The 24351-nt window shown below is 43.0% G+C and carries 14 protein-coding genes and 2 pseudogenes; 9 read left to right on the top strand and 7 right to left on the bottom strand.

Annotated features, from left to right (window positions below; all coding sequences use genetic code 11):
* Nucleotides 1–8: 8 nt before the first annotated feature.
* Nucleotides 9–2189: a tetratricopeptide repeat protein gene (locus J5A55_RS11195; RefSeq protein WP_004382244.1), complete on the top strand. Its 2181-nt coding sequence runs from the start codon at nucleotides 9–11 to the stop codon at nucleotides 2187–2189.
* 1073 nt (nucleotides 2190–3262) lie between these two features.
* Here the strand turns inward: J5A55_RS11195 and J5A55_RS11190 are convergent.
* The 5 genes and pseudogenes from J5A55_RS11190 to J5A55_RS12610 form a co-directional block, all read right to left on the bottom strand.
* Entirely contained in the window at nucleotides 3263–4042 is a 780-nt protein-coding gene (locus tag J5A55_RS11190; RefSeq protein ID WP_004382249.1) for a porin family protein, read from the bottom strand.
* 63 nt (nucleotides 4043–4105) lie between these two features.
* Nucleotides 4106–5191: a PCMD domain-containing protein gene (locus tag J5A55_RS11185; protein WP_004382250.1), complete on the bottom strand. Its 1086-nt coding sequence runs from the start codon at nucleotides 5189–5191 to the stop codon at nucleotides 4106–4108.
* 259 nt (nucleotides 5192–5450) lie between these two features.
* A complete protein-coding gene (locus tag J5A55_RS11180; RefSeq protein ID WP_211802946.1) occupies nucleotides 5451–7112 on the bottom strand; it encodes an IS1182 family transposase in 1662 nt (553 codons plus the stop codon).
* 118 nt (nucleotides 7113–7230) lie between these two features.
* Nucleotides 7231–8073 (bottom strand): annotated as a pseudogene (locus tag J5A55_RS11175) (IS256 family transposase, variant Zn-binding type); the annotation flags it as partial.
* Nucleotides 8074–8079: 6 nt separating this feature from the next.
* Nucleotides 8080–8127, bottom strand: a pseudogene (locus J5A55_RS12610) (hypothetical protein); the annotation flags it as partial.
* A gap of 1098 nt (nucleotides 8128–9225) precedes the next feature.
* Between J5A55_RS12610 and cmk the strand changes: the two are divergent.
* From cmk to J5A55_RS11135, 8 genes are all read left to right on the top strand, one after another.
* Nucleotides 9226–9918, top strand: coding sequence for a (d)CMP kinase (cmk, locus tag J5A55_RS11170; RefSeq protein WP_004381760.1), 693 nt, complete (start codon nucleotides 9226–9228; stop codon nucleotides 9916–9918).
* A 191-nt stretch (nucleotides 9919–10109) separates the two neighbouring features.
* A complete protein-coding gene (locus J5A55_RS11165) occupies nucleotides 10110–10883 on the top strand; it encodes a polysaccharide biosynthesis/export family protein (protein WP_004381761.1) in 774 nt (257 codons plus the stop codon).
* A gap of 166 nt (nucleotides 10884–11049) precedes the next feature.
* Nucleotides 11050–12897, top strand: coding sequence for a glutamine--fructose-6-phosphate transaminase (isomerizing) (gene glmS, locus J5A55_RS11160; RefSeq protein ID WP_004381762.1), 1848 nt, complete (start codon nucleotides 11050–11052; stop codon nucleotides 12895–12897).
* Nucleotides 12898–13036: 139 nt separating this feature from the next.
* On the top strand, nucleotides 13037–14938 hold the full coding sequence (locus tag J5A55_RS11155; RefSeq protein WP_004381763.1) for an amidophosphoribosyltransferase: 1902 nt from the start codon (nucleotides 13037–13039) through the stop codon (nucleotides 14936–14938).
* A 141-nt stretch (nucleotides 14939–15079) separates the two neighbouring features.
* Nucleotides 15080–16156: a glutamine-hydrolyzing carbamoyl-phosphate synthase small subunit gene (carA, locus tag J5A55_RS11150; RefSeq protein ID WP_004381764.1), complete on the top strand. Its 1077-nt coding sequence runs from the start codon at nucleotides 15080–15082 to the stop codon at nucleotides 16154–16156.
* Nucleotides 16156–19380, top strand: coding sequence for a carbamoyl-phosphate synthase (glutamine-hydrolyzing) large subunit (carB, locus tag J5A55_RS11145; RefSeq protein WP_004381765.1), 3225 nt, complete (start codon nucleotides 16156–16158; stop codon nucleotides 19378–19380). The genes carA and carB overlap by 1 nt, the downstream gene beginning before the upstream one ends.
* 11 nt (nucleotides 19381–19391) lie before the next feature.
* Nucleotides 19392–19976: a hypothetical protein gene (locus tag J5A55_RS11140; protein ID WP_039850858.1), complete on the top strand. Its 585-nt coding sequence runs from the start codon at nucleotides 19392–19394 to the stop codon at nucleotides 19974–19976.
* Nucleotides 19977–19980: 4 nt separating this feature from the next.
* On the top strand, nucleotides 19981–20574 hold the full coding sequence (locus tag J5A55_RS11135) for a SanA/YdcF family protein (protein ID WP_004381767.1): 594 nt from the start codon (nucleotides 19981–19983) through the stop codon (nucleotides 20572–20574).
* A gap of 362 nt (nucleotides 20575–20936) precedes the next feature.
* Here J5A55_RS11135 and J5A55_RS11130 read toward each other — a convergent pair whose 3' ends face one another.
* Nucleotides 20937–21677 (bottom strand): YebC/PmpR family DNA-binding transcriptional regulator, encoded by a 741-nt coding sequence (locus J5A55_RS11130; protein WP_004381769.1) that lies wholly within the window; start codon nucleotides 21675–21677, stop codon nucleotides 20937–20939.
* A gap of 12 nt (nucleotides 21678–21689) precedes the next feature.
* A complete protein-coding gene (gene pheT, locus J5A55_RS11125) occupies nucleotides 21690–24158 on the bottom strand; it encodes a phenylalanine--tRNA ligase subunit beta (RefSeq protein ID WP_004381770.1) in 2469 nt (822 codons plus the stop codon).
* Nucleotides 24159–24351: the final 193 nt, after the last annotated feature.

The raw sequence follows: 24351 nt of genomic DNA, 5'->3' as shown, positions 1-24351 counted from the left end.
ACAGCACGGTGAACGTAGAAGAAATACTTAGTAAGACTATAAATGAGCTGATGGATAAGCGATTGGACAATGCTATTGAAGTATTAAATCAGCTCTTCTTACAACGTCCATCACTGATGGGTAGCGATGAATTTGAGGCTGTCAAGCGTGATTATCAACTGATGGTTGACTACATGGGAAGGGGACTTATCGACAGTCAACGCGCCTCGCTCTACGCCTCATTGCTCCAACGTCTCTATCGTGTAACCACTAATTTGGAGATTGGTTGGCGTTGCAAGCATGTCCCAGCATATATCGATGCCTTTCGAATTAGCAACCATCTCAATACCAGCCATGACTTCATTCGCACCGTCTTAGAGTCCTTTGTCTCCGATTTAGCTATGTTATCTTTGCAGTCAGAGACCACCCCCAAAGACAAAGAAAACGAACTCTACGATCGTCATCAGCTGTTCATAAACAGGCTTTTCAATGCTTTATTCACATCGTGCCAATGGACAGAAGAGGATTATCAGTTCTATTCCCAACTACTGACCTCACCTACTGTCATATCCACTGATCAGCAACTCCTCGTCAGTGCCATCACGTTGAGTGCGATGAACCAATTCGATATCAACAAGTTCAAAACACTCACAACAGTCTATCAGCAAACTAACGATAGCCATGTTCGTCAGCGTGCGCTCGTGGGTTGGGTATTATCAGTCTTTGAAGGAATGGATATATTCCCAGAACAGGACAACATCATCAAACAGCTTTGTACTGATGCTAACGTGACATGCGACCTACTCTCTTTACAAATCCAACTGTTCTATAGTCAGGACACAGAAAAGGATAACGACAAGATTCAAAGGGATATTATGCCAGGCATCATACGCAACTCTAACCTTACTGTTGGGCGTCTTGGCATTGTCGAGAAAGAGGAGGATCAACTCGAGAACATCCTCCATCAAGATGCAGAAGACAAACGCATGGAACAGATGGAGGAGCAGGTTAAGAAGATGATGGACATGCAGAAGCAAGGATCAGACATCTACTTTGGTGGGTTCCGACAGATGAAAAGCTTCCCTTTCTTCGGTGATCTGGTCAACTGGTTCACACCATTTTATATTGAAAACCCAGCTCTTCGCCCTGCCTTAAAGGCGTTAGGTGATTCGAAGTTCCTCGATGTTCTCGTGAATAAGGGGAGCCTATGTGACTCCGACAAGTACTCTCTTGTGATCGCTATGGAGCGAGTAATAAGCCAGTTACCAAGTAACATTAAAGAGATGATGGGGACTGATTCTGCATTCGGTCCGCTCGGTTCCTTCGATGAGAAAGAGGATGCTGCTAACATTCGCCGAGCGTACATTCAGGATCTATATCGCTTCTTTCGGCTCTACAAAACAGCCCAGGATCTCATCAACCCATTCGAAGATAACGGCAAAGGAGACTTCGTTGCCGATACCTTCTTCTTTATCTATAAGTCCTTTATGGGTACTGGACTCGATGCGATGAAGCTGCGTTTAGCATTGCACCTCTATAATCATCACCAATACAGGAAACTAATCGAATTGCTCAGTACCTTCTATAGTGACGACCCGAGATACAATATTCTTGTGGGCTACACAAACATCCATTTGGGCAGACCGGACACTGCTTACGAGTTCTTCAGTAAGGCTTTAGAGAATGATCCAACCAATGAATGGGCATTGAAAGGACTGGCTCGTGCAGCACTGGACTGCGAAGACTACGAGACTGCAGAGCAGACTTATGCTCAATTACTACGATTGGATGCTGAGAATAAAAGCTTTGCTTTGAATCGTAGTGTCGCTCTTTTGAAACTGGGGAAATCATCTGAAGTGCGAGAAGAGTTATTCCGATTGGATTATCAATACCCCGACGACATGAACGTGAAACGCGTTTTTGCATGGGCAATGCTTATGGAGAAGAGCCTTGATAAGGCCGAACAACTCTATAACACATTATTGGAAGCATCGCCAACAACGGAAGATTACCTCAATGCGGGCTATTGTCAATGGGCAAAAGGGAATGTTCAACAGGCTGCCGAGTTGTTCCGTAATTGGATAACAAAGGGCAACAAAGATCGTGACCAGTTATTGAATGAGTTCAAGAATGATGCAGAGCTATTAGAAAAATACAACATCCAAGAGACCGATTGGCTATTGATGTTGACATTGGCAAAGCCACTTTAGGGAAAAGATAGCCCCACCCTGCTTCTCTGGAGAAGCCCGGCAAACCTTCTCCAGCTCCCCCCAATAGGGGAAGAATGCCTAACGGAAGCTAATTAGGGGATGTTGTTTGGTGTGTAACGAGGTGATGCTTCGTTAGCAGGAACAGCAGGAATGAAAACAAGGAAACGCCTTTCTCCATTTGAAGAGGGCGTTTCTTTGCAATGAAGAGGGCGTCTCTTCGATGTGAAGAAACGCCCCCTTTGAATTAAAGAAACTTTTTCCTAATTAGCTCCCGTTAGGCGCTCCTCCCCTTGGGGGAGGCTGGGTGGGGTTTTAACATTCGGAGAGGGGATGGGGGTGAGGCTCCTTAAGTAGGGACAGACGCCCTCGTCTGTCCGCTCCAATATTCCACCTTACATTACAAGCAGCTTCCCCTATGCGGACAGACGAGGGCGTCTGTCCCTACTTTGTGGTGTCATCCTCAATCAAAAATACTAATCCTAACTGACTTCCGTTAGGCACTCCTCCCCTTGGGGAAGGCTGGAAGGGGTTTCCAGACGAGGGCGTCCGTCCCTACAGGTTGGCATTATCATTAATTAAAGAAACGCCTTCTTCCAATCGAAGAGGGCGTTTCCTTGCAATGAAGAGGGCGTCTCTTCGATAGGAAGAAACGCCCTCTTTGAATTTAAGATCCATAGTTCACAATTCAAGATGGCAATTAGGTAGAGTTAACAAATTGTTAAGACGGCGAGTAAACAAGTGATTTGTCCCATAGGAAAAGACGCCACAAGTAGGAACAGACACCCTCATCTGTCCGCCCGTTTGCACTTACATGGCATCCCGTTAGGCAACATTCCATCCTAAAGAGGGGCTTGGGGAGGCTTTACTCGGCTGTGTCTTGGCAGACAGATGAGGGTATCTGTCCCTACAAATTCTCTATCACTTCAAATAGAACTAATAACTTGTTTACTTGTCAACCTGTCCACTCGTCAACTCTACCTAATCATAATTTTGAATTATGAACTTTGAATTTTGAATTAAAGAACATCTGTTATTGAACGCCATTCTCTTATGTTGCTCTGTCTTAAACAAGCCTAAAAACGATAGCCGAAACCGATGTTCAGATAGATTGGATATAGCTTGAAACTAATGGTATTAAAGTCCTTTTTGAAGATACCATTCGCTGCCCATGTCATATCGGCATTGACCGTAAAGTGACTAAAGGCACGCCACGTTGCACCCACTTGGGCTCCACAATGGAACGAGCGAAGCGATGAAGAGAAATCGTAAAAGGCTGTCTTACCCTCTTCGAAACTAAGCTTTTGCCCAACAGGAGTACTCTCTCTGAGGTAACCATTACTAACATGTCCAGAGAAATTACCATCCAGTTTGATGGAAGAATAGACTCCCGCACGCACTTTCCACCTATCGCTAATGCGGTAATTAGCCATAACTGGGATGGTAAGGAGCGTTGAGTGATAGTCAGTCTGCACATCCCCCGTCCAATAACCAGCAACATGACTACCCTCATTAACGATCTCTGTCTTGTAATTCTTTACTCTCGCATCCGTCAGCATACCCTTTTCTTCAAACTTCAAACCCACTGACACGCCCCAACGATGGTCTTTCCCCAACCATTTAGTGGCTGTTCCTTCAATCGTCCCATTGAATCGTGGGTTGTAACTAGTTATCTTTCTTATCTCAACGGGCATAGGGAGTGGAGCAGAGCCACCAATGTTTACACCTGTTTTCAACTCATATTCCCACCCGTTCTGATCGGCTGATTCTAATGCTTCTGTGCGGTCGGTCTGTGCGAAAAGACTGATACTACAGCCCAAGCTAACGACTGCGATTGCTATTACACGTATATTCATTTTAATGCAAAACACATTTAAGTTTATCCTTTAATATTATCTTGTAGGTATCTATATGACAGCTTATTTAGAGTATAACTCTAATTCGTCCACATAGAGCGTACTACCAACAGCACCTTCAAACTTTGCTCCGTCTTTACTTGATGACATAATGATTGCAAGACTGTATTTGCCTGCCTTCAACTTATCAGCATCTATCGTCCTACCATCAACAGCCTTGAAAGGAATGGTAAAGCGTATCCATTCGTCCGTTTCTTTACGATCACCAAGCTCGGCTTTAAGCACGATGCGATCACTTGTCAGTGAGTTATGACCATCCAAATACTCCACTCCATCGCCCGTTTCAAACAGCACGGCATAAAGCGCGAAGTCGTCTTTTCTGTCCTTAATCTCTTTCTGCTTCTTATCAGTAAACTTCGTTCCAGCTTTATACTTATAGTATCCTACAAGTGCAAGAGGCGTTTTGCGGAATGGAACACCAAAGTGGGTGGACTTTCCAGTGTCGCCGAAATTAAGTTCAAAGGAGCCTGTGAACAAGTTACCAGCAGCTATTGGCGAACCAAACATAGCCCCCAATGCTCCTGTACTGATGGTTGTCAGCTTGAGACACTTCCCTTTATAACCATCATCGGATTGGCATGTTGGATAGTCTTTAGCCCCTTTTCCCGACAGAACAAACGATACTCCACTATTGCCACTCGCCCACTCGAAGGTATTACCATCAGGTGTTTTGTCGACAAAGGTATCATAACTAACGGTGTTATCTACCTTTAGGGATTCAAAATGATAGGCTGTTGCAATGTCGTCGTTAGCAATGAAAGAGACGGTGTAAGTCTTCTTCCATTGCCCATCCTGCGATGTCACAACATATTGCTGGGGCTGTGTGAAGTCGCGAACCGTACTATCCTTTGGTTCAATTGTTGCACCTTCTGTCAGGTTAAACACGGGTGCAAGATGCGTAACATCAGCCCATCCGTTGACATAGAGTTGGATGGCATTATTCGTTATAACCGGTTTACGGATCAGTTCCACACCATCGACTGTAATATTATTAATGTCTGCCTCTGCGTTTAAAGCCTCTTCTTTAATACAAGAAGAGAGAACAACTCCAGCCGACATAATGAGGAGTAATGATTTTATCTGCTTCATCTTTATTACTTAATAATGTATCTGTAATAGTCTAATCAGTTGACAAAGGTAAGCAAAAAGGCGTACATGACAAAGAATTAAGGTACACAATAACAGACTACTAAGGCAATAATAGTAGTAGTAGGCGTAATGGACATTTGGTAGGCTGAAAACCTCTCGGGTTTTAGTAACGGACATTTGGAGGGTGTGTCAAAATGGACACATCCTCTTTTCTACTCCTCTTTACTTCATCTACCGCATAATTCGTTATTTACTGCAGCTATGCCGCTAATTTCATATAAAATGATTTGTTGGGCTTCCAATAGCTTATATAAACTTCTATAGAGCATCTGAAGGTGACTAAAAGTACCTCCATAATAGCTTTTAGCTCCTTGAGATTATTTTTTTTGCACATTTTTCCTATGTTAAAGGCAATAGCAAAGAAGGCAAAATCCATATTGACCTTGTCTTTTCCAAAATGCCTAAACCTCTTGTAGGCTTTATTGTATTTTGTTTGTCCAAAAACAGCTTCAGGTTCTATGCACCTTCGTCCTCGATGCTTGATGCCTTCTTCCGAGGTCAGTAGTTCCCGTGCCTTTTGTTTATAGTACTGTAGTTGGTGGTTTACTTCTATAATTCTGTTCCCTCTTGCCTTAAAACATGAGCCTCTCAACGGACAACCATCACAGCGTTCTGCCTGATAACGTACACTGTAAGTAACGAATCCATTAGAGGTTAGGGAACGCTTCATGCCTATACGCTTCATATGCTGTCCCATAGGGCAGACGTAGAAATCCTGTTCCTTATTGTAATAAAGGCTTGCAGGACTGAATGGGTTAGGTGTGTAGCGTGGACGCTGCTCTTTATGGAAGTAATTATACTTCACATAGGCTTCCATATTATGTACGTCCATGAACAGATAGTTCTCCTCGGAGCCATACTCTGAATCGGCTACGACTGTCTTGGCATAACGATGATAGCGTAATTTGAAAGACTCCAAGAAAGAAGGAAGTGCGAGCGTGTCTGTACGGTTAGCATAGAGTGCAAAGTTGGTGATAAACTGGTTCTCAGTTGCTATCTGCAGATTATATCCAGGCTTAGTCTGTCCGTTCTGCATAGCATCCTCCTTCATGTGCATAAACGTGGCATTAGGGTCGGTCTTGCTGTAGGAGTTTCTCTCCCCCATAATCTCAAGGTGTTGGTCATACTCTTGGAGTTTATTACGTTTCTTCTCAAGCTCTTTAAGCTGTTTTTTCTTGGTTCTAACAGCCTGCTTCTCTTCTTTTGTCTTAGGCTCAGGGGATGATTCCAAAGACTTGTTCAATTCCTCGGATATCTCATCGAGCAGAGCTGCAGTAAACTCGACACCTTCTGTCTTAGCGGCATTGTCCTGCGCTATGACATCATCAACCTGAAGCAAGAGTGTGCGTATTTGTTCCTGCAACTTGGCGCGGTTCTTTTCCACGGTTCTCTTCCAAACGAAGGTATACTTGTTGGCTTTCGATTCTATTTTTGTGCCGTCAATATATTCAACGTCAAGACTTATCAAACCTTTGGCTGCAAGTACTAATACCACTTGTGTGAAGATATTGTTGATTTCCTTTTTCACACGATTACGAAAACGATTGATGGTAATAAAATCAGGCTGCTCATATCCTGCCAGATAGATGAAATGAATGTCACGCTTGAGAAGCGACTCTATACGACGGCAGGAATAGATATTATTCATATAGGCGTAAAGAATCACCTTGAGCATCATTTGTGGATGATAAGGCTTGCGACCACTGGGCTTATAAAGCTTGTAGACATTATCCAACATAAGATTATCCACCAAGGCGTCTAAAAGACGAACAGGATCATCTTCTGCGATGTCCTTATCGATTCTTTGAGGAAAAAGAATCATTTTCTTGTGTATGTAAGAACGAAAGTGTACATTTGTCATAATGAGATTTTTTTGTATGCCTAAAGGTACAAAAACTTTAGGAAATAGCAAAGCCCTGGCTTGAGAAAGTCGGGGCTTTGTGCATAAAAAAGAGTGTGTGGCTATTTTGACACACCCTCTTTTTTGTATTTATGAATCCATCTATAAACATCTTCTTGTTAGCTTCATTCAATCCATTATGATTATGCAGTGCTCTTTTAAGTTGTGAGTTAAATCCTTCCAACAGGTTTGTTGTATTAGGTATTTGTATATCTGGATGCTGCTCGCACGTATAGAGCCATGGCAGATGTGTCTTAATAGAACGTCTTGCCGTTCTCAGTCTTCTGTGTGTATAAGTTGTCTTACCCGAGATTAGGAGAGTTCGTTCATTTAGGAACTCTTTCCATTTATCACACCATTTATCAAAAGCGGTTATAAACTCTTCTTTTTTCATATAGAACATCCTTCTCATTAATGCCAATAGTTCAACGCCTGCAGGCAAATGTGGGTTGTTAGTAAGGAGTCTTCTAACTATCTGAAATTGGTGAAATTGACACATTTGTACGGGACAGAAACTTATAGCTTGTAAAAGTCCTATATGCCCATCACACACCACTGCTTTTATCATAGTTCCACGTTCCGCAATATACCAAAGTCCATCAAGATAATCTCTGTTAGTTTCGTTTTTGACAAACTTGCGATAGAGTATTTTGCCTGATGAAGCATCCTGAAAAAGCATCACACCAAATGTCCTGGAAAAGTATGTTGTATCCAATATTATTACTGCAGATTTGGGGTAAGTAGCAGTAAAGCTATCTACCACTAAGCTCAACCTACGTCGTATGGTTCGCTCTGAACATTTATAAAGAGTGGATAGATCAGATATCGTTCGATTTGCCGTCAGATAGTCATTACATAGAGAAATATTATTTATACGCAGACCACCTTGAAATTGTCTACCACAATCCTTGCAGGAATACATCTGAACAGAACGTTGATGCCCATTCTTTTTAACATTTGAGCTATTACAGAAGATACAGTTTTTTTATTCATAGGTTTTCAAATGCTGCAAAGGTAGTAAATAAAAGAATTCCGAGAGGTTTCAGCCTACCAAATGTCCATTACGCCACATTTTTACACTTCTTCAAATACTTGAGCTATGAGAAGGTATAGTATTTCCTCCATATTATTTCTTCATTTTTTACGATGCAAAACCAATACTCCCCCACCCTACAAATACATAATTAAGTTTTAAATAGAGTTGCTGTCACTTTTAACATTTGCGACAACTATTTAGTGATCAGCGAATTATAAGAGACGAAGAAGTGACAGGAGTGACAGCAAAAAAATAATTCATCATTATCAAGCCTATATCTCAATAGTGTCCACTAAGAACCGTTAACAACCATTGTAATATATAGAACCACAAGTTTTTATGCTGATAGACGGGGGATTATGCGTAGTTTCTGTATTCTGTGATAATACTTTTCGCACAGAGATAACAACCAAACAATATCCCATTAAGGCACATCCTCCCCTTGGAAGAGGCTTGGAATGGTTTTATCCCTCCGAATGGAAAGAGAAAAGAATAACGTTGTTTACAAACGAAGAGGGCGTTTCCTTGAACTGAAGAAGGCGTTTCCTTGTGCCAAAGAAAGCATCTCTTGGAAATGAAGAAACGCCCTCTTCAAATTTAAAAGGGCGTTTCCTTAATTAAACGATGATGCTACAAAGTAGGGATAGATGCCCTCGTCTATCCGCCCAGATGAGATGTTTGGGGTGAATGGAATATGTTATTAGAATAATATATCCTTATGTTTTCTGTTTGAGAAAATCATCTTGTATCGGACAGATGAGGGCGTCTGTCCCTACTTAAGGAGCCTCACCCCCGCCCCCTCTCCGAATGGAGAGGGGAATAGATAGTATTGTTTTCGACAGAACAAATAACTCGTTTACTTGTCAACCTGTCCACTCGTCAACTCGAACTAATCATAATTTTGAATTATGAACTTTGAATTTTGAATTAAAAGATATGTCACTTAATGCCATCAGCATACCACTTTTTTTAGTAACTTTGCACTCACTGCGAAAGAAAGTAGTACAGATCAGACGAAACAAAACACGTTTTTAAGAAATGAAGAAAATAACTATTGCCATTGACGGGCACTCCTCCTGTGGGAAAAGCACAATGGCTAAAGACCTCGCAAAGAGGATTGGTTACATCTATGTAGACACTGGAGCGATGTATCGTTCAGTAACTCTCTATGCCTTACGGAATGGTTTATTCCATGCGAATGGCACCATCAAAGAAGAGGAGTTAAGGGCACAGATGGGGAATATAAAGATTAGTTTCAAGTTGAATAAGGCTACTGGACGCCCTGATACTTACCTTAATGGAGAGAATGTAGAGAATCAGATCCGTACCATGGAGGTGTCTTCACATGTCAGTGTCATCGCCGCATTGCCTTTTGTGCGTGCTGCCCTTGTTGAACAACAACAACAGATGGGAGCAGAGAAGGGGATTGTCATGGATGGAAGAGATATCGGAACGGTGGTCTTCCCCAATGCCGAACTAAAGGTATTTGTCACTGCTTCGCCCGAAGTTCGAGCCCAACGGCGTTACGATGAACTAAAGGCTAAGGGTATGGAAGCTAACTTCGACGATATATTAAAGAATGTTCAAGAACGTGACTACATCGATTCGCACCGTGCCACCTCACCTCTCCGTAAGGCTGAAGGAGCTATCGAACTAGACAACAGCAACATAACGATTGAGCAGCAACAACAATGGCTTTACGATCAATACAGTAAGGCTGCTGCATTGTAAAAAAGATTCTCCTGTGAATAAAGAGATCGACAAAGAAGAGAATAGAAGGGCTATGGAAAGAATGGTATTGATGGTCGGTTTTATTTTATCCATCGCTTAGGAGAAAAAAAGCCATTCGCTTGTAATTCTCGAAAAATAGTCGTATTTTTGCAGAAAAGTATAATTTATAATTGACTTCACGCTATTTTTAAATGAAAAAAATCATCTTATCTCTTATAGTAGTAGCTATGATTATGGCAATGACGGGATGTGGTTCTAGCAAGGGATTCACCTATGTTGAAAACATTGACTCCATTAGTCTTGCTGCTTCAAGAGGGCTATTTGATGCACGCATCATGCCTAAAGACGAATTAACCATCACTGTCAATACAACTAATCCAGAGGCTTCCGCACCCTTTAACTTACAAAGTGGTGAGAAAGCATCAACGGCTTTTAAGGGTTATCTCGTAGACAATTCGGGATTCATCAACTTCCCTGTTATTGGCAAGGTACATGTTGTTGGCTTAACAAAGACCGAATGCGAGGACTTGATAAAGAGCAAGATTCAACCTTACCTTGCACGTACTGAGAACCCTGTTGTATCGGTTCGTATGAGTAGTTATCACATCACTGTCTTGGGTGAAGTAGGTAAGCCTGGTGTCATTCCAGTATCTACTGAGAAGATTAGCGTTCTAGAGGCTATCGCACAGGCAGGCGACTTGGGCGTATATGGCAAGCGTAATAACATATTGTTGATACGTGAGGATGCACATGGAGAAAAGCATGCCGTGCGTATGAATCTGAATGATGCTAACATCATCAACTCACCTTATTATTATCTACAACAGAATGATGTGCTATACGTTCAACCGAACTCTGTAAAGGCAAAGACGTCTAGTATTGGTAGTTCCACTACCATTTGGTTCTCTTTCATAGGTATCGTTACGTCAGTAGCTTCACTATTGGTTAACGTGTTAAGAAAGTAAGATTCTATCCTTAAATGAGGACTGCTGTCTTCATTATAAAGGCAAATATATAAAATGAGAATATTCTTTGACATCCATATCTATCATAGTTTTGGGAGGAACTAGCTGAAAAGAAGTGGATGGGAGGATGTTCTCATTTGCCATAAAAACAAAAGATTAAGGTAAAATGTGTGGTATTGTAGGATACATAGGGGCTAAGCGTGAGGCTTACCCGATATTGATAAAGGGCTTAAAACGCCTTGAATACAGAGGATATGATAGTGCAGGTGTAGCACTAATAGACGATAATGGCAACCTAGATGTCTATAAGACAAAAGGCAAAGTGGCTGACTTGGAAGAGTATTGCGCCGATAAGAACGTCACTGGTAACATTGGTATTGCTCACACGCGATGGGCAACTCATGGTGAGCCATCATCTGTGAATGCGCATCCGCATTATTCACAGTCGAAGAATCTGGCTATCATTCACAATGGAATCATCGAGAACTATGCAGAAATAAAGCATAACTTGATGGAGAAAGGAATACAATTTCAGTCAGAGACTGATACTGAAGTGTTAGTTCAACTGATTGACTATATACAGGAGAAGAAGGCAATTAGCCTCTTAGAAGCAGTGCAGCTGGCATTGCATCAGGTGATTGGTGCATACGCAATAGCCATCTTGGATAAGCGAACCCCCGATACGATCATTGCAGCAAGGAAGCAGAGTCCACTCGTAGTGGGCATTGGCGATGGCGAATTCTTCCTCGGTTCGGATGCAAGTCCAATAATCGAGTACACAGATAAAGTGGTCTATCTCGATGATGGGAACATTGCAGTAATGAAGTTAGGAGAGGAGTTGAAGGTCGTAAACATCCTCAACGAAGAGTTGTCACCAGAGGTTCGTACGGTTGATATCAACCTTGGGCAGATTGAGAAGGGAGGCTACGACCACTTCATGCTAAAGGAGATCTTTGAGCAACCAGAGTGTTTAACGAACTGTATGCGTGGGCGAATTAATGTAGAACATGACCATGTTACGTTAAGTGCATTGATTGATTACCGTAGCAAACTACTTAATGCTAAGCGCATCATCATCGTTGCTTGTGGTACAAGTTGGCATGCAGGACTCATTGGAAAGCAGCTGATTGAGACATTCTGTAGGATTCCTGTAGAGGTTGAATACGCTAGTGAGTTCCGTTATCGCAACCCAGTAGTTAATGAGAATGACGTTGTCATCGCTATTTCTCAAAGTGGTGAGACAGCCGATACATTAGCAGCTGTGGAGCTGGCAAAGGCTAAGGGTGCTTTCATCTATGGTATTTGCAATGCCATCGGATCGAGCATCCCACGTGCAACAGATACAGGAACTTACATCCACGTAGGCCCTGAGATTGGTGTTGCTTCTACAAAGGCTTTTACAGGACAGGTCACTGTCTTGACCATGTTCGCACTCGCTTTAGCAAACGCCAAAGGCACTATTAAGCACGAAGAGTACGTGCAGACGGTGAAGGAACTGGCAGAGATTCCTAATATGATAAAGGAAGTGTTGAAGGCAAATGACCAAATCGCTGATATGGCACGCACCTTTACTTATGCTCGGAACTTCCTCTATTTGGGGCGTGGATTCAGTTATCCGGTAGCCTTGGAAGGGGCTTTAAAGCTCAAAGAGATATCTTACATTCATGCAGAAGGCTATCCCGCAGCAGAGATGAAACATGGACCTATTGCGTTGATAGACTCTGATATGCCTGTAGTAGCTATCGCGACGCAGAACGGGATGTATGAGAAAGTACGCAGCAACATACAAGAGATAAAGGCGAGACAAGGGCGAGTTATAGCCTTGGTAACCAAAGGTGACACTACTATCTCACATATTGCAGATGCTGTGATAGAGCTTCCTGAAACGATGGAATGCTTAGAGCCACTTGTAGCAACAATCCCGCTGCAACTCTTAGCATACCATATTGCGGTTTGCAAAGGCAAAGATGTAGACCAACCTCGTAACTTGGCTAAGTCGGTTACAGTAGAATAGAACTCATCAAAATCACCATCATTAAGGAAGCTCAACACAGCATCTAAGATGATGGGGATAGGCTAATAACAGGCGATGGGCATCTTAACAAGTTAGTTATCATTCAATAATTGCAAAAGAAAGACAATACATCTATATAATGGAGAAGAACATTCATGAAGATTGCGGAGTAGCAATGATAAGGTTGCTAAAGCCGTTAGAGTATTATCAGGAGAAGTATGGCACATGGATGTATGGGTTAAATAAACTCTATCTGATGATGGAGAAGCAGCATAACCGTGGGCAAGAAGGTGCTGGACTGTCGGCTGTTAAACTCGCATCAGAGCCTGGTAACGAGTATATGTTTCGTGAGAGAGCAGAGGGAAAGAATGCTGTTGCGGAGATATTCGCCGATGTTCACAGACATTACAAAGGCTACTCACAGGGGCAATTAGCTGATGTCTCTTTTGCAAAAACAAGTCTTCCGTTCGCAGGAGAGCTTTATATGGGCCACCTCCGGTACTCAACTACTGGCAAGAGTGGTCTTTCTTATGTCCATCCCTTCCTACGTCGCAATAACTGGAAGGCTAAGAATCTTTGCATGTGTGGCAACTTCAATATGACAAACATTGAAGATATCTTTGAGAAACTGACTGATCAAGGACAGTGCCCACGCATCTATAGCGATACTTATCTTCTATTAGAACTCATGGGGCACAGGCTTGATCGTGAGGTTGAACGTAACTTCGTTGAAGCACAGAAACTTGGTCTGACAAAGCGAGACATCACAAATTATATTGAAGAAAATATACAAATAAGTAATGTCTTAAAGACTACCATGGAACATTTCGATGGTGGTTACGTCATTTGTGGACAAACAGGTTCGGGTGAGATGTTCGCTATCCGCGATCCTTGGGCTATACGTCCAGCGTTCTACTATAGGGACGATGAGATTGTAGCAGTAGCCAGTGAGCGACCCGTCCTACAGACTACTTTCGATCTAGAATGCGAAGACATACAAGAGTTGAAACCTGGTCAAGCAATCATAGTTAACAAACGGGGAGAGTCCTTCCTACAACAGATTCTCGAGCCAAAGACCTATGCGGCTTGTTCATTTGAACGCATTTACTTCTCCCGCGGATCGGACAGAGACATCTATAAAGAGCGTGAGAAACTTGGTCAACAACTGACGGAACGAGTTCTGGAAGCCGTCAATTACGATACTACTCACACGGTTCTCTCTTTCATTCCTAACACTGCCGAAGTAGCTTTCTATGGGCTTACTCATGGTATCAAAGAATGGATGGACAATCGAAAGGTTGAACAGATAGCAGCCTTAGGAAGCAACCCTTCGAAGGAAGATGTTCGACAGATTCTTAAGCAAGGGATACGCGCTGAGAAGGTAGCATGGAAGGATATCAAACTAAGAACATTCATTGCTGAGGGTAATTCACGTAATGATCTCGCCTCTCATGTGTACGATATTACATACGAGAGTATCGAACCCAACAAGGACAACTTGGTAATCATTGACGACTCAATCGTTCGAGGTACAACCCTCAAGGAGAGCATTCTTCACATCCTTGATCGCCTACACCCGAAGAAGATTGTCATAGTCTCCAGTGCCCCACAGATACGCTTCCCCGACTATTACGGCATAGACATGCCACGTCCAGAAGAGTTCTGTGTCTTCCGTGCAACGATTGAGTTAATACAGGAGCGAAAGATGGATTATCTTCTTAATGAAGTCTACGAGGCTTGCAAGAAAGAGGTTGCTAAACCTAAGGGGGAAGTTATTAAGAATGCAGTAAAGGCTATCTACAAGCCTTTCACCATTGAGGAAATCAACCAGAAGATTGTTGAAATACTGCGTCCAGAGGGTATGACGACGCCCGTTGAACTGGTTTTCCAAAGTATAGAAGGGCTGCATAACGCCATTCCTAACCACCCCGGCGACTGGTATTTCACGGGTGACTACCCCACTCCAGGTGGTATGAGACTGGTCAACCAGAACTTCATCAACTATTATGAACACGAACATCTTAATCATCACATGAGCTAGACTCCAATAGATAGGGACGTACGGCTTGTGCGTCCAAGGCTTCTTTATGAATCGGTCGCACAACCCATAGGTCCCTATTTCATTGTCATAACACAGAAAAGAAACAAATAAAAACAATCAACCCAACAATACTAAGTAATAATGAGGAACGTAACTTTAGTCCTGAGTGACGGAACAAAATTCCATGGCAAGTCGTTTGGCTACGATGCACCAGTAGCCGGAGAGGTAGTCTTCAACACGGCTATGATGGGTTATCCAGAGAGCCTTACCGACCCTTCCTATGCTGGTCAACTGCTTACCATGACCTTTCCTTTGGTGGGAAACTATGGTGTGCCACCCTTCTCAATAGAGGCTAATGGCATCCCAACCTTTATGGAGAGCGACAAGATTTATGCGTCTGCTATCATCGTATCAGACTACACCGAGCAGTACTCCCATTGGAATGCTGTGGAGAGCCTAAGCGATTGGTTGAAGCGTGAACATGTACCAGGTATCACGGACATAGATACTCGTGAGTTAACCAAAGTACTGCGTGAACATGGCGTGATGATGGGTAAGATCCTCTTTGACGATGAACCTGATAACATCCCAGAAGCCAACTATGAAGGCGTAAACTTCGTTGACCTCGTATCCACGAAAGAGATTATTCACTACAACGAGGGTGCTGGCAAGAAGGTTATCCTTGTAGACTGTGGGGTCAAAGCAAACATCATTCGATCACTTGTCAATAGAGGAGTTGAGGTCATTCGAGTACCTTGGAACTATGATTACACATCGATGGACTACGATGGACTCTTCCTAGCGAATGGACCTGGAGACCCCGATATGTGCATCGAAGCCGTTAATGTGATTCGTAAGCAGATGAGCATTAGTAAGAAGCCTATCTGTGGTATTTGCATGGGCAACCAATTGTTATCTAAGGCTGCCGGAGCAACTATTTATAAGTTAAAATATGGTCATCGTGGACACAACCAACCAGTTCGCATGGTTGGTACCAATAAGTGTTATATCACCTCCCAGAACCATGGTTACGCTGTTGATGCGTCTACTCTCGACAAGGATTGGACTGAACTTTTCGTCAACATGAACGATGGCAGCAATGAAGGCATACGTCACATTGAGAATCCATGGTTTACTTCTCAATTCCATCCGGAGGCTTGCTCTGGTCCTGTGGATACATACTTTATGTTTGATAAATTCGTAGAAACACTAAGATAATGAAAGACGATTCAATTAAAAAAGTACTGCTTCTCGGATCGGGAGCATTGAAGATAGGTGAAGCTGGAGAGTTCGATTACTCTGGTTCGCAGGCGTTAAAAGCATTGCGAGAAGAAGGTGTTTCTACCGTTCTCATTAATCCGAACATTGCAACGGTACAAACTTCTGAAGGCGTAGCAGACCAGATCTATTTCCTTCCTGTACAACCTTATTTTGTTGAAAGGGTGATTGAGAAGGAGCGTCCTGATGGCATTCTCTTGTCCTTCGGTGGGCAGACTGCATTAAACTGTGGTGTAGAATTAGAGCGAACGGGCGTACTAAAGAAATATAATGTACGAGTTCTTGGTACCCCCGTTGCAGCCATCATGAATACGGAAGACCGCGAACTCTTCGTCGAAAGACTTGATGAAATTGATGTAAAGACCATCAAGAGCGAGGCTTGCGAGGATATAGTTCAAGCACGCAAAGCGGCTAAGACGCTGGGTTATCCTGTCATTGTGCGTGCTGCCTATGCACTTGGTGGACTTGGCAGTGGCTTTGCTGACAATGAAGAAGAACTTAACACCTTATGTGAGAAAGCCTTTTCCTTCTCTCCTCAAGTACTTGTTGAGAAGAGTCTCAAGGGCTGGAAAGAAATCGAATATGAGGTTGTTCGTGACCAATATGACAACTGTATCACGGTTTGTAACATGGAGAATTTCGATCCATTAGGCATCCACACGGGTGAATCTATAGTAATTGCTCCATCACAGACATTGACTAATAGCGAGTACCACAAGCTCCGCGCATTATCAATAAAGATTGTCCGTCACATCGGAATCATCGGTGAGTGTAACGTTCAATACGCCTTCGACCCACAGAGCGAGGATTATCGTGTCATCGAGGTAAACGCTCGTTTATCTCGTTCGTCAGCTCTCGCAAGTAAGGCAACAGGCTATCCTTTGGCGTTCGTGGCAGCTAAATTAGGTATGGGCTATGGTCTCTTTGAATTGAAGAACTCTGTTACAAAGACTACATCTGCCTTCTTTGAGCCTGCACTCGACTATGTTGTCTGCAAGATACCACGCTGGGATTTGAGCAAATTCCGTGGTGTCGACAAGGAGTTGGGGTCAAGTATGAAGTCCGTCGGAGAGGTTATGGCGATTGGTCGTAACTTCGAGGAGGCTATCCAGAAGGGCTTACGAATGATAGGACAAGGCATGCATGGCTTTGTAGAAAACAAGGAGTTGCAGATTGAAGACATAGATGCTGCATTGCGCGAACCAACCGACAAGCGTGTATTCATCATCTCAAAGGCTATGCACAAGGGCTATACTGTTGATCAGATACACGATTTGACGAAGATTGACAAATGGTTCTTGAACAAGTTAAAGCATATCATTGACATTGACGAAGAGCTGAAACGCAAGAATATCAACACCCTCGACAAGCAGTTACTACGTGAGGCTAAGGTCTACGGATTCACTGATTTCCAAATAGCTCGTGCAGTGGGACTGGAAGAAGAGTGCCCTAATATGCACAAAGCAATGATGCTTGTAAGAAGATTGCGTAAGGGGTTTGGCATCCTTCCAGTCGTCAAACAGATTGACACACTGGCTGCCGAATATCCTGCACAGACCAACTACTTATATGTTACCTATGCAGGAGTAGCATCGGACGTAACGTTCTCCAACGATCGAAAGTCAGTCATTGTTCTGGGTTCAGGAGCCTATCGCATTGGTAGTTCTGTTGAGTTCGACTGGTGCGGAGTACAGGCATTGAACACCATTCGAAGACATGGGTATCGATCCGTCATGATCAATTACAACCCAGAGACGGTATCGACTGACTATGACATGTGCGACCGTCTTTATTTTGATGAACTGACGTTCGAACGTGTCATGGACATCATTGATGCCGAGACTCCTCATGGTGTCATCGTCTCAACGGGAGGTCAGATTCCGAACAACTTAGCTATGTATCTCGATGAAGAGAACGTGCCAATTCTGGGTACGGCAGCTAAGGACATCGACAATGCGGAAGACCGTGCAAAGTTCTCATCTATGCTTACCGAGAACGGAATTAACCAACCGGAATGGAGCGCACTAACGAGTATGGAGGATATAGACAGGTTCGTTGACCGTGTCGGATTCCCTGTTCTTGTACGCCCATCTTACGTCCTCTCGGGTGCAGCCATGAATGTTTGTTCTAACAAGGATGAGCTGACTCGATTCCTCCAGTTGGCTGCCAACGTCAGTGAAGACCATCCCGTTGTGGTGAGTAAGTTCATTGAGAACGCGAAAGAGATCGAAATGGACGCTGTCGCAAAGGATGGAGAAATCATGGCGTATGCCATCTCTGAGCACATAGAGTTTGCTGGTGTACACTCTGGAGACGCAACGATTCAGTTCCCACCGCAGAAGCTTTACGTTGAAACCGTGCGTCGTATCAAACGCATTAGTCGCCAGATTGCGAAGAAGCTACATATCAACGGACCATTCAACATACAGTATATGGCACGCGAGAACGACATCCTTGTCATCGAATGTAACCTACGCGCAAGTCGCTCGTTCCCGTTCGTTAGTAAAGTGCTAAAGCTCAACTTCATTGATCTCGCTACTAAGATCATGCTCGGCGTACCTGTTGAAAAGCCTAACAAGAACCTCTTCGACCTTGATTATGTAGGTATTAAGGCTTCTCAATTCTCGTTCAATCGATTGCAGAAAGCCGACCCTGTGCTCGGTGTAGACATGAGTTCAACGGGTGAAGTGGGCTGTCTTGGTGACGATTCTGCCACTGCCTTGCTGAAAAGTATGCTGTCTGTTGGACAGAGAATACCAAAGAAGACCATCCTTCTCTCTACAGGAGGTGCGAAGCAGAAAGCCGAGATGTTGGATGCAGCAAAGACCTTGAAGCAACACGGCTATGAGCTTTTTGCAACCGTGGGAACGTCTAAGTACCTCACAGAGAATGGTATTGAGAACACACTTGTGTACATGCCGTCTGATAAGGAACATTCGCCTCAAGCCTTGGACTTGCTCCATGAGAAGAAAATCGACATGGTTGTCAACATGCCGAAAGACTTAACTCCGCGCGAGCTAACCAATGGTTATAAGATTAGACGTGCCGCCATCGACCTCAATATACCATTGATTACGAACAGCCGATTGGCAAGTGCGTTCATCAATGCCTTCTGTAATGTCTCACTCAACGACATTGACATCAAGGCGTGGGGTGAGTATTAGAATCAATAACAATGAGATTTCAATCAATGATGCTGTTACCAGTTGCCTTTCTGACGCTGGTAACAGCAACAACTCTTACTTCCTGCACCTCGTGTTCATCGCGTGGTGTGGGGCATTATGATACCACTTTGGTTGACACAATGGTTGCTGTTAACCTCGACAGTACTAAGGGTGACGATGGCACATACGTGTCGGCTTGGACTTACCTGAACGATTCGGCACTGGCAACCATACAAAGTGCTTCGAACAAGAAGTCGCAGATTACGACCACTAACCGCATGACTATCCGAGTGAGGAGACTTGGTCGTCTGGGCTTGGAAGCCTGTATGATTCTCGGAGATGGCGAACAGTTCGCTGGTAATAGCTATGACAGTACGAACTATGTACGTGTTTATGCGCAAGGAGATGAGGTCGGGCGATTCACTTACAAACCCGGTATTAGCAAACAAACAGATTCTGCCTTTGTTCAAAACCCCGTCGCTTTCGTCAGTTGCCTACGCAAGTATCGCTCGCTGAAGATTGAGACTACCACCTTTACCAGTGGTACAATGGTCTATTCCTTCGATGCTCTTGATGTATTAAAGGGCAGGAAATAACATTATGAAACGCAAAGTTATCTATACAGTTACAGCCCTTTTGGTCATCGTTGTAGCAATTATTGCAACGTGTAACATCATTGTTAATAACAATGCGAAGGGTCGTGTCTTCGATAATCCAGCGGAAGTACCTGCGATGAAAACGGCTATCTTGCTCGGAACAAGTCCCAAGAGCCGTTACTCGGAAGGACCTAATCTGTTCTTCCAAGCACGTATCAATGCTGCTGTTGAGCTTTACAAGAATCATAAATACAAGCAGTTAATCATCAGCGGAGAGAAGCGCAAGGGATATGATGAGCCTTCCGCCATGAAGAAGAACCTCATTGTTAGAGGCATACCAGCCAACATTATCCACATGGATGGCAGTGGTCATCGCACCTTCTTATCGATGCGTAACATACAAGAAGAGTATCATGCAGACTCAATTATCATCATCTCTCAGAAGTGGCATAACCAACGATCAATTTACTTGGCAGACCATTTAGGCATATACGCAGTGGGCTATAACGCTGAAGATGTACATGACTTCTTTGCCCAACTGACGCATATCAGGGAACTACTTGCTCGTGTGAAGCTCTTTAAGGATGTGTTATTCTAAATGCCCAAGCCTCCCCTACTCACCCTCCATGCGTGCAGGAATTTCACAGAAAATAGTTAAGACTTAATGAAGAAAGGCTTTCTTCGATGCAAGGAAAGGCTCTCTTCATCATAAAGAAACGCCTCCTTTGATGTGAAGAAACGCCCTCTTTAAATGAAGAAGGGCGTTTCTTTCTATACAATAGATTGTTAGGAACGAATTACCGGATGATAAAGAACAACTGCAACTGGCAATCTTAATCATTTAGCTTATTGATATTTGCATTTAAACTAACTATAAATATCATAATAATAAAAGAGGATATGCCCATAGACATATCCTCTTCTTTGGTATATTAGTATATTACCTATTAAAGAAGATGCTTATTCTTGCTCTTCTTCTGCAGGCTTTATATTAGTGTACACATTCTGTACATCGTCAAACTCTTCAAGTCTTTCAACCATCTTATCTATAGTTTCACGCTGTTCAGGAGTAACATCTTTTAAGTCGTTTGGTATACGTGTAAACTCTGCAGAAGTTATCTCGAAACCATTATCCTCTAAATGTTTCTGAATGTCACCAAAACTAGTTGGCTCACCATAGATGGTAATCTCATTCTCTTCTTCATCTTCATCAAACTCATCATCAACTCCATAGTCAATCAAGTCGAGAATTAATTCTTCCATATCTAAGCCGTCCTTCTTTTTGAATGAGAAGACTGCTTTGTGATCGAAGAGGAAGCTCAAAGAACCTTGAGTACCCAAGTTACCATTGAACTTGTTGAATACTGAACGAACATCGGCAACGGTACGTGTGGTATTGTCGGTCAATGTGTCAACAAATACTGCAATACCATGAGGACCATAACCCTCGTATGGTACTTCCTTATAATCGCTTTGATCCTTACCCATTGCGTTCTTGATAGCTCGCTGGATATTATCCTTTGGCATATTCTCACGCTTACATGTAGCGATAATTGCACGAAGACGAGGATTGTTTTCAGGCTCTGGTCCACCTGCCTTTACTGCAATAGCGATTTCCTTACCTAACTTTGTAAATGTGCGAGCCATGTGGCCCCATCTCTTGAGCTTAGTAGCTTTGCGATATTCAAATGCTCTACCCATTGGATTTTCTTATTAACGGAGTTCTGCTCCTAGTTTATTTGTTAAATTCTTAATTAATTTCTGCATGATAGCATCGATAGCCTTATCATTTAGCGTCTTTGTCTCATCCTGAAGAATGAAGTTAACGGCATAGCTCTTCTTGCCTTCTGGTAAGTTCTTACCCTGATAAACATCGAAGAGTTCCACACGCTTCAACTGTTTCTTATCTGTCTGATGTGCTATCTCTTCTATTTGAGCAAACTCTACATTATTATCAACCAATAATGCAAGGTCGCGACTTACTGCAGGGTACTTAGAAATCTCGTGGAACTGCAACTTATTCTTGCGAGTTGCTTTCATCAAGCCAGTCCAATCAAGCTCTGCATAATAAACCTTCTGTTCTATATCAAAACTCTTCAGAACCTTATGATTAACGATTCCCATTTCTACCAACGCCTTGCCTGCACGTGTCTTCAAGACAAGTGCCTTATCGAAAGCATTATTGTCCGAATTAGTACAAACCAATAAACCTTGTGGTACACCTATACGGCGAAGGATATTTTCAACGTATGCCTTCAACTCATAGAAAGAACTATCCTCGTCTGGATGTGCCCATGATCCTTGAATATGTTTACCTGTTACCCATAAGGCAATGTGATGATCTTGTACGTAAGCTTTTACTGGGCTTTCTTCTGACCATTTCTCCTTAACGTACTTATAGACATTGCCCACCTCAAAGAAGCGGAGGTTCTGTGCCTTACGATTAACGTTACGAACAATGCTCTCCAAACCACCAAAGAGTAAGGTCTGACGCATTACCCCCAAGTCAGCTGATAGTGGATTCATCACCTTTACTGTTTCTTCCCAAGGATAAGCATTAAAACCAGTCTCCTCATAGTAAGAAGCCTTAGTCAAAGAGTTGTTCATAATCTCTAAGAAGCCTTCACCTACAAGCTGCTCACCAATGATATTCTCCTTATGGTACTCTTTATCAGCATCCTCTGCTATCGTCAATGAAGACTTCAATGTGGTTGGAATCTCTACATTATTGTATCCATAGATACGAAGTATATCCTCGACAACATCACAAGGACGCTGAACATCCACGCGATAGGCTGGAACCAATAAATCTAAACCTTCAGCATCTTCCTTCACCACCTTCATCTCAAGACTTTCGGCAATTCGCTTAATAACATCATTGCCAAGTCTCTTACCAATGAGGCGATCACAATACTCATAATTTAAACGAACTGGGAAGTCGGACATCTTTGTAGGATACTCATCACGAATCTCCATACTTATCTTGCCTCCTGCCAATTCTTTACAAAGAATAGCAGCTTGCTTGAGTGCATAGATAACGCCATTGGGATCAATGCCACGCTCAAAACGGAAGCTAGCATCAGTAGATAACCCATGACGTCGAGCACTCTTACGTATCCATGTAGGATGGAAGTAAGCACTCTCTAGTACAACATTACGAGTGGTCTCATAAGTACCACTACCCTTTCCGCCAAAGACACCTGCAATACACATCGGTTCTTCCTCATTACAAATGGCAAGGTCATGCTCACCTAGAATGTGCTCCTCACCATCAAGTGTAACGAACTTCTTTCCCTCGTTATTGTCTTTTACTATGATATGGTGACCCTTCACCATGTCTGCATCAAAACAGTGCATTGGCTGACCATAGGCCATCATGATATAATTAGTAATGTCTACGATGTTATTGATGGGGCGCAGACCAATGACATTCAACTTATCTTTCAACCATTGTGGGCTTTCCTTAACCTCGCAATCAGTAATACTCAAACAAGCATAGCGGCGACATGCCTCGGGATTCTCTATAGTCACCTCAATTGGAAGATCATGATTATCAACTACAAAGGCATCACAATTAGGACGATGAAGCGATGTCTTATAGCCGTTCTGTGTGAGCCAAGCGTAAAGATCACGAGCCACACCACAATGACTAAGAGCATCGGCACGGTTGGCAGTGATATCTATATCAATTAGCCAGTCGCTGTCCAAATGATAATACTCTGCAGCGGGCTGACCTACTGGTGCATCTTCTGGTAAAACTATTATTCCATCATGAGCTGTACCGACACCTATTTCATCTTCCGCACAGATCATGCCAAGACTTTCAACACCACGCAACTTACTCTTCTTAATTGTAAATTCCTTGTCGTCATCATAAAGCACACAACCAAGATCAGCTACAATAACCTTCTGCCCTGCAGCTACATTTGGAGCACCACAAACAATTTGCTGTGGTTCCCCTTTGCCTAAGTCTACGGTTGTAACGTGAAGATGGTCTGAATTAGGGTGCGCCTCACAAGTCAACACTTTACCAACAAAGAGACCCTTGAGTCCGCCACGTATCGTTTCAACCTCTTCCAATGCGTCAACTTCCAAACCAGTAGATGTCAGCGCGTCCGCCGTCTCCTGTGGAGTAAGGTCAAAGTCAACGTATTCCTTTAGCCATTTGTATGAAATCTTCATTATCTAGATATATTGTTTATTCCGAAAATACATGCAAAATTACTAAAAAATTAAGATATGGCAAAGGGATGACTGAAAAAAGCCACCAAAGTAAGAGGATCCTACCTGTGAGCAACATTCCTATTTAATAAGCAGAAGCATCATCACCTATTTACTCTTCCACTTTTACCCATGCAATGACTCAACTTATTCG

Origin of the sequence: Prevotella veroralis (assembly GCF_018127765.1) — a bacterium.
In the GTDB taxonomy this organism is placed as follows: Bacteria; Bacteroidota; Bacteroidia; order Bacteroidales; family Bacteroidaceae; genus Prevotella; species Prevotella veroralis.
The sequence above is the reverse complement of the archived record's forward strand: the minus strand, read 5'-3'. Positions and strand labels throughout refer to the sequence as shown.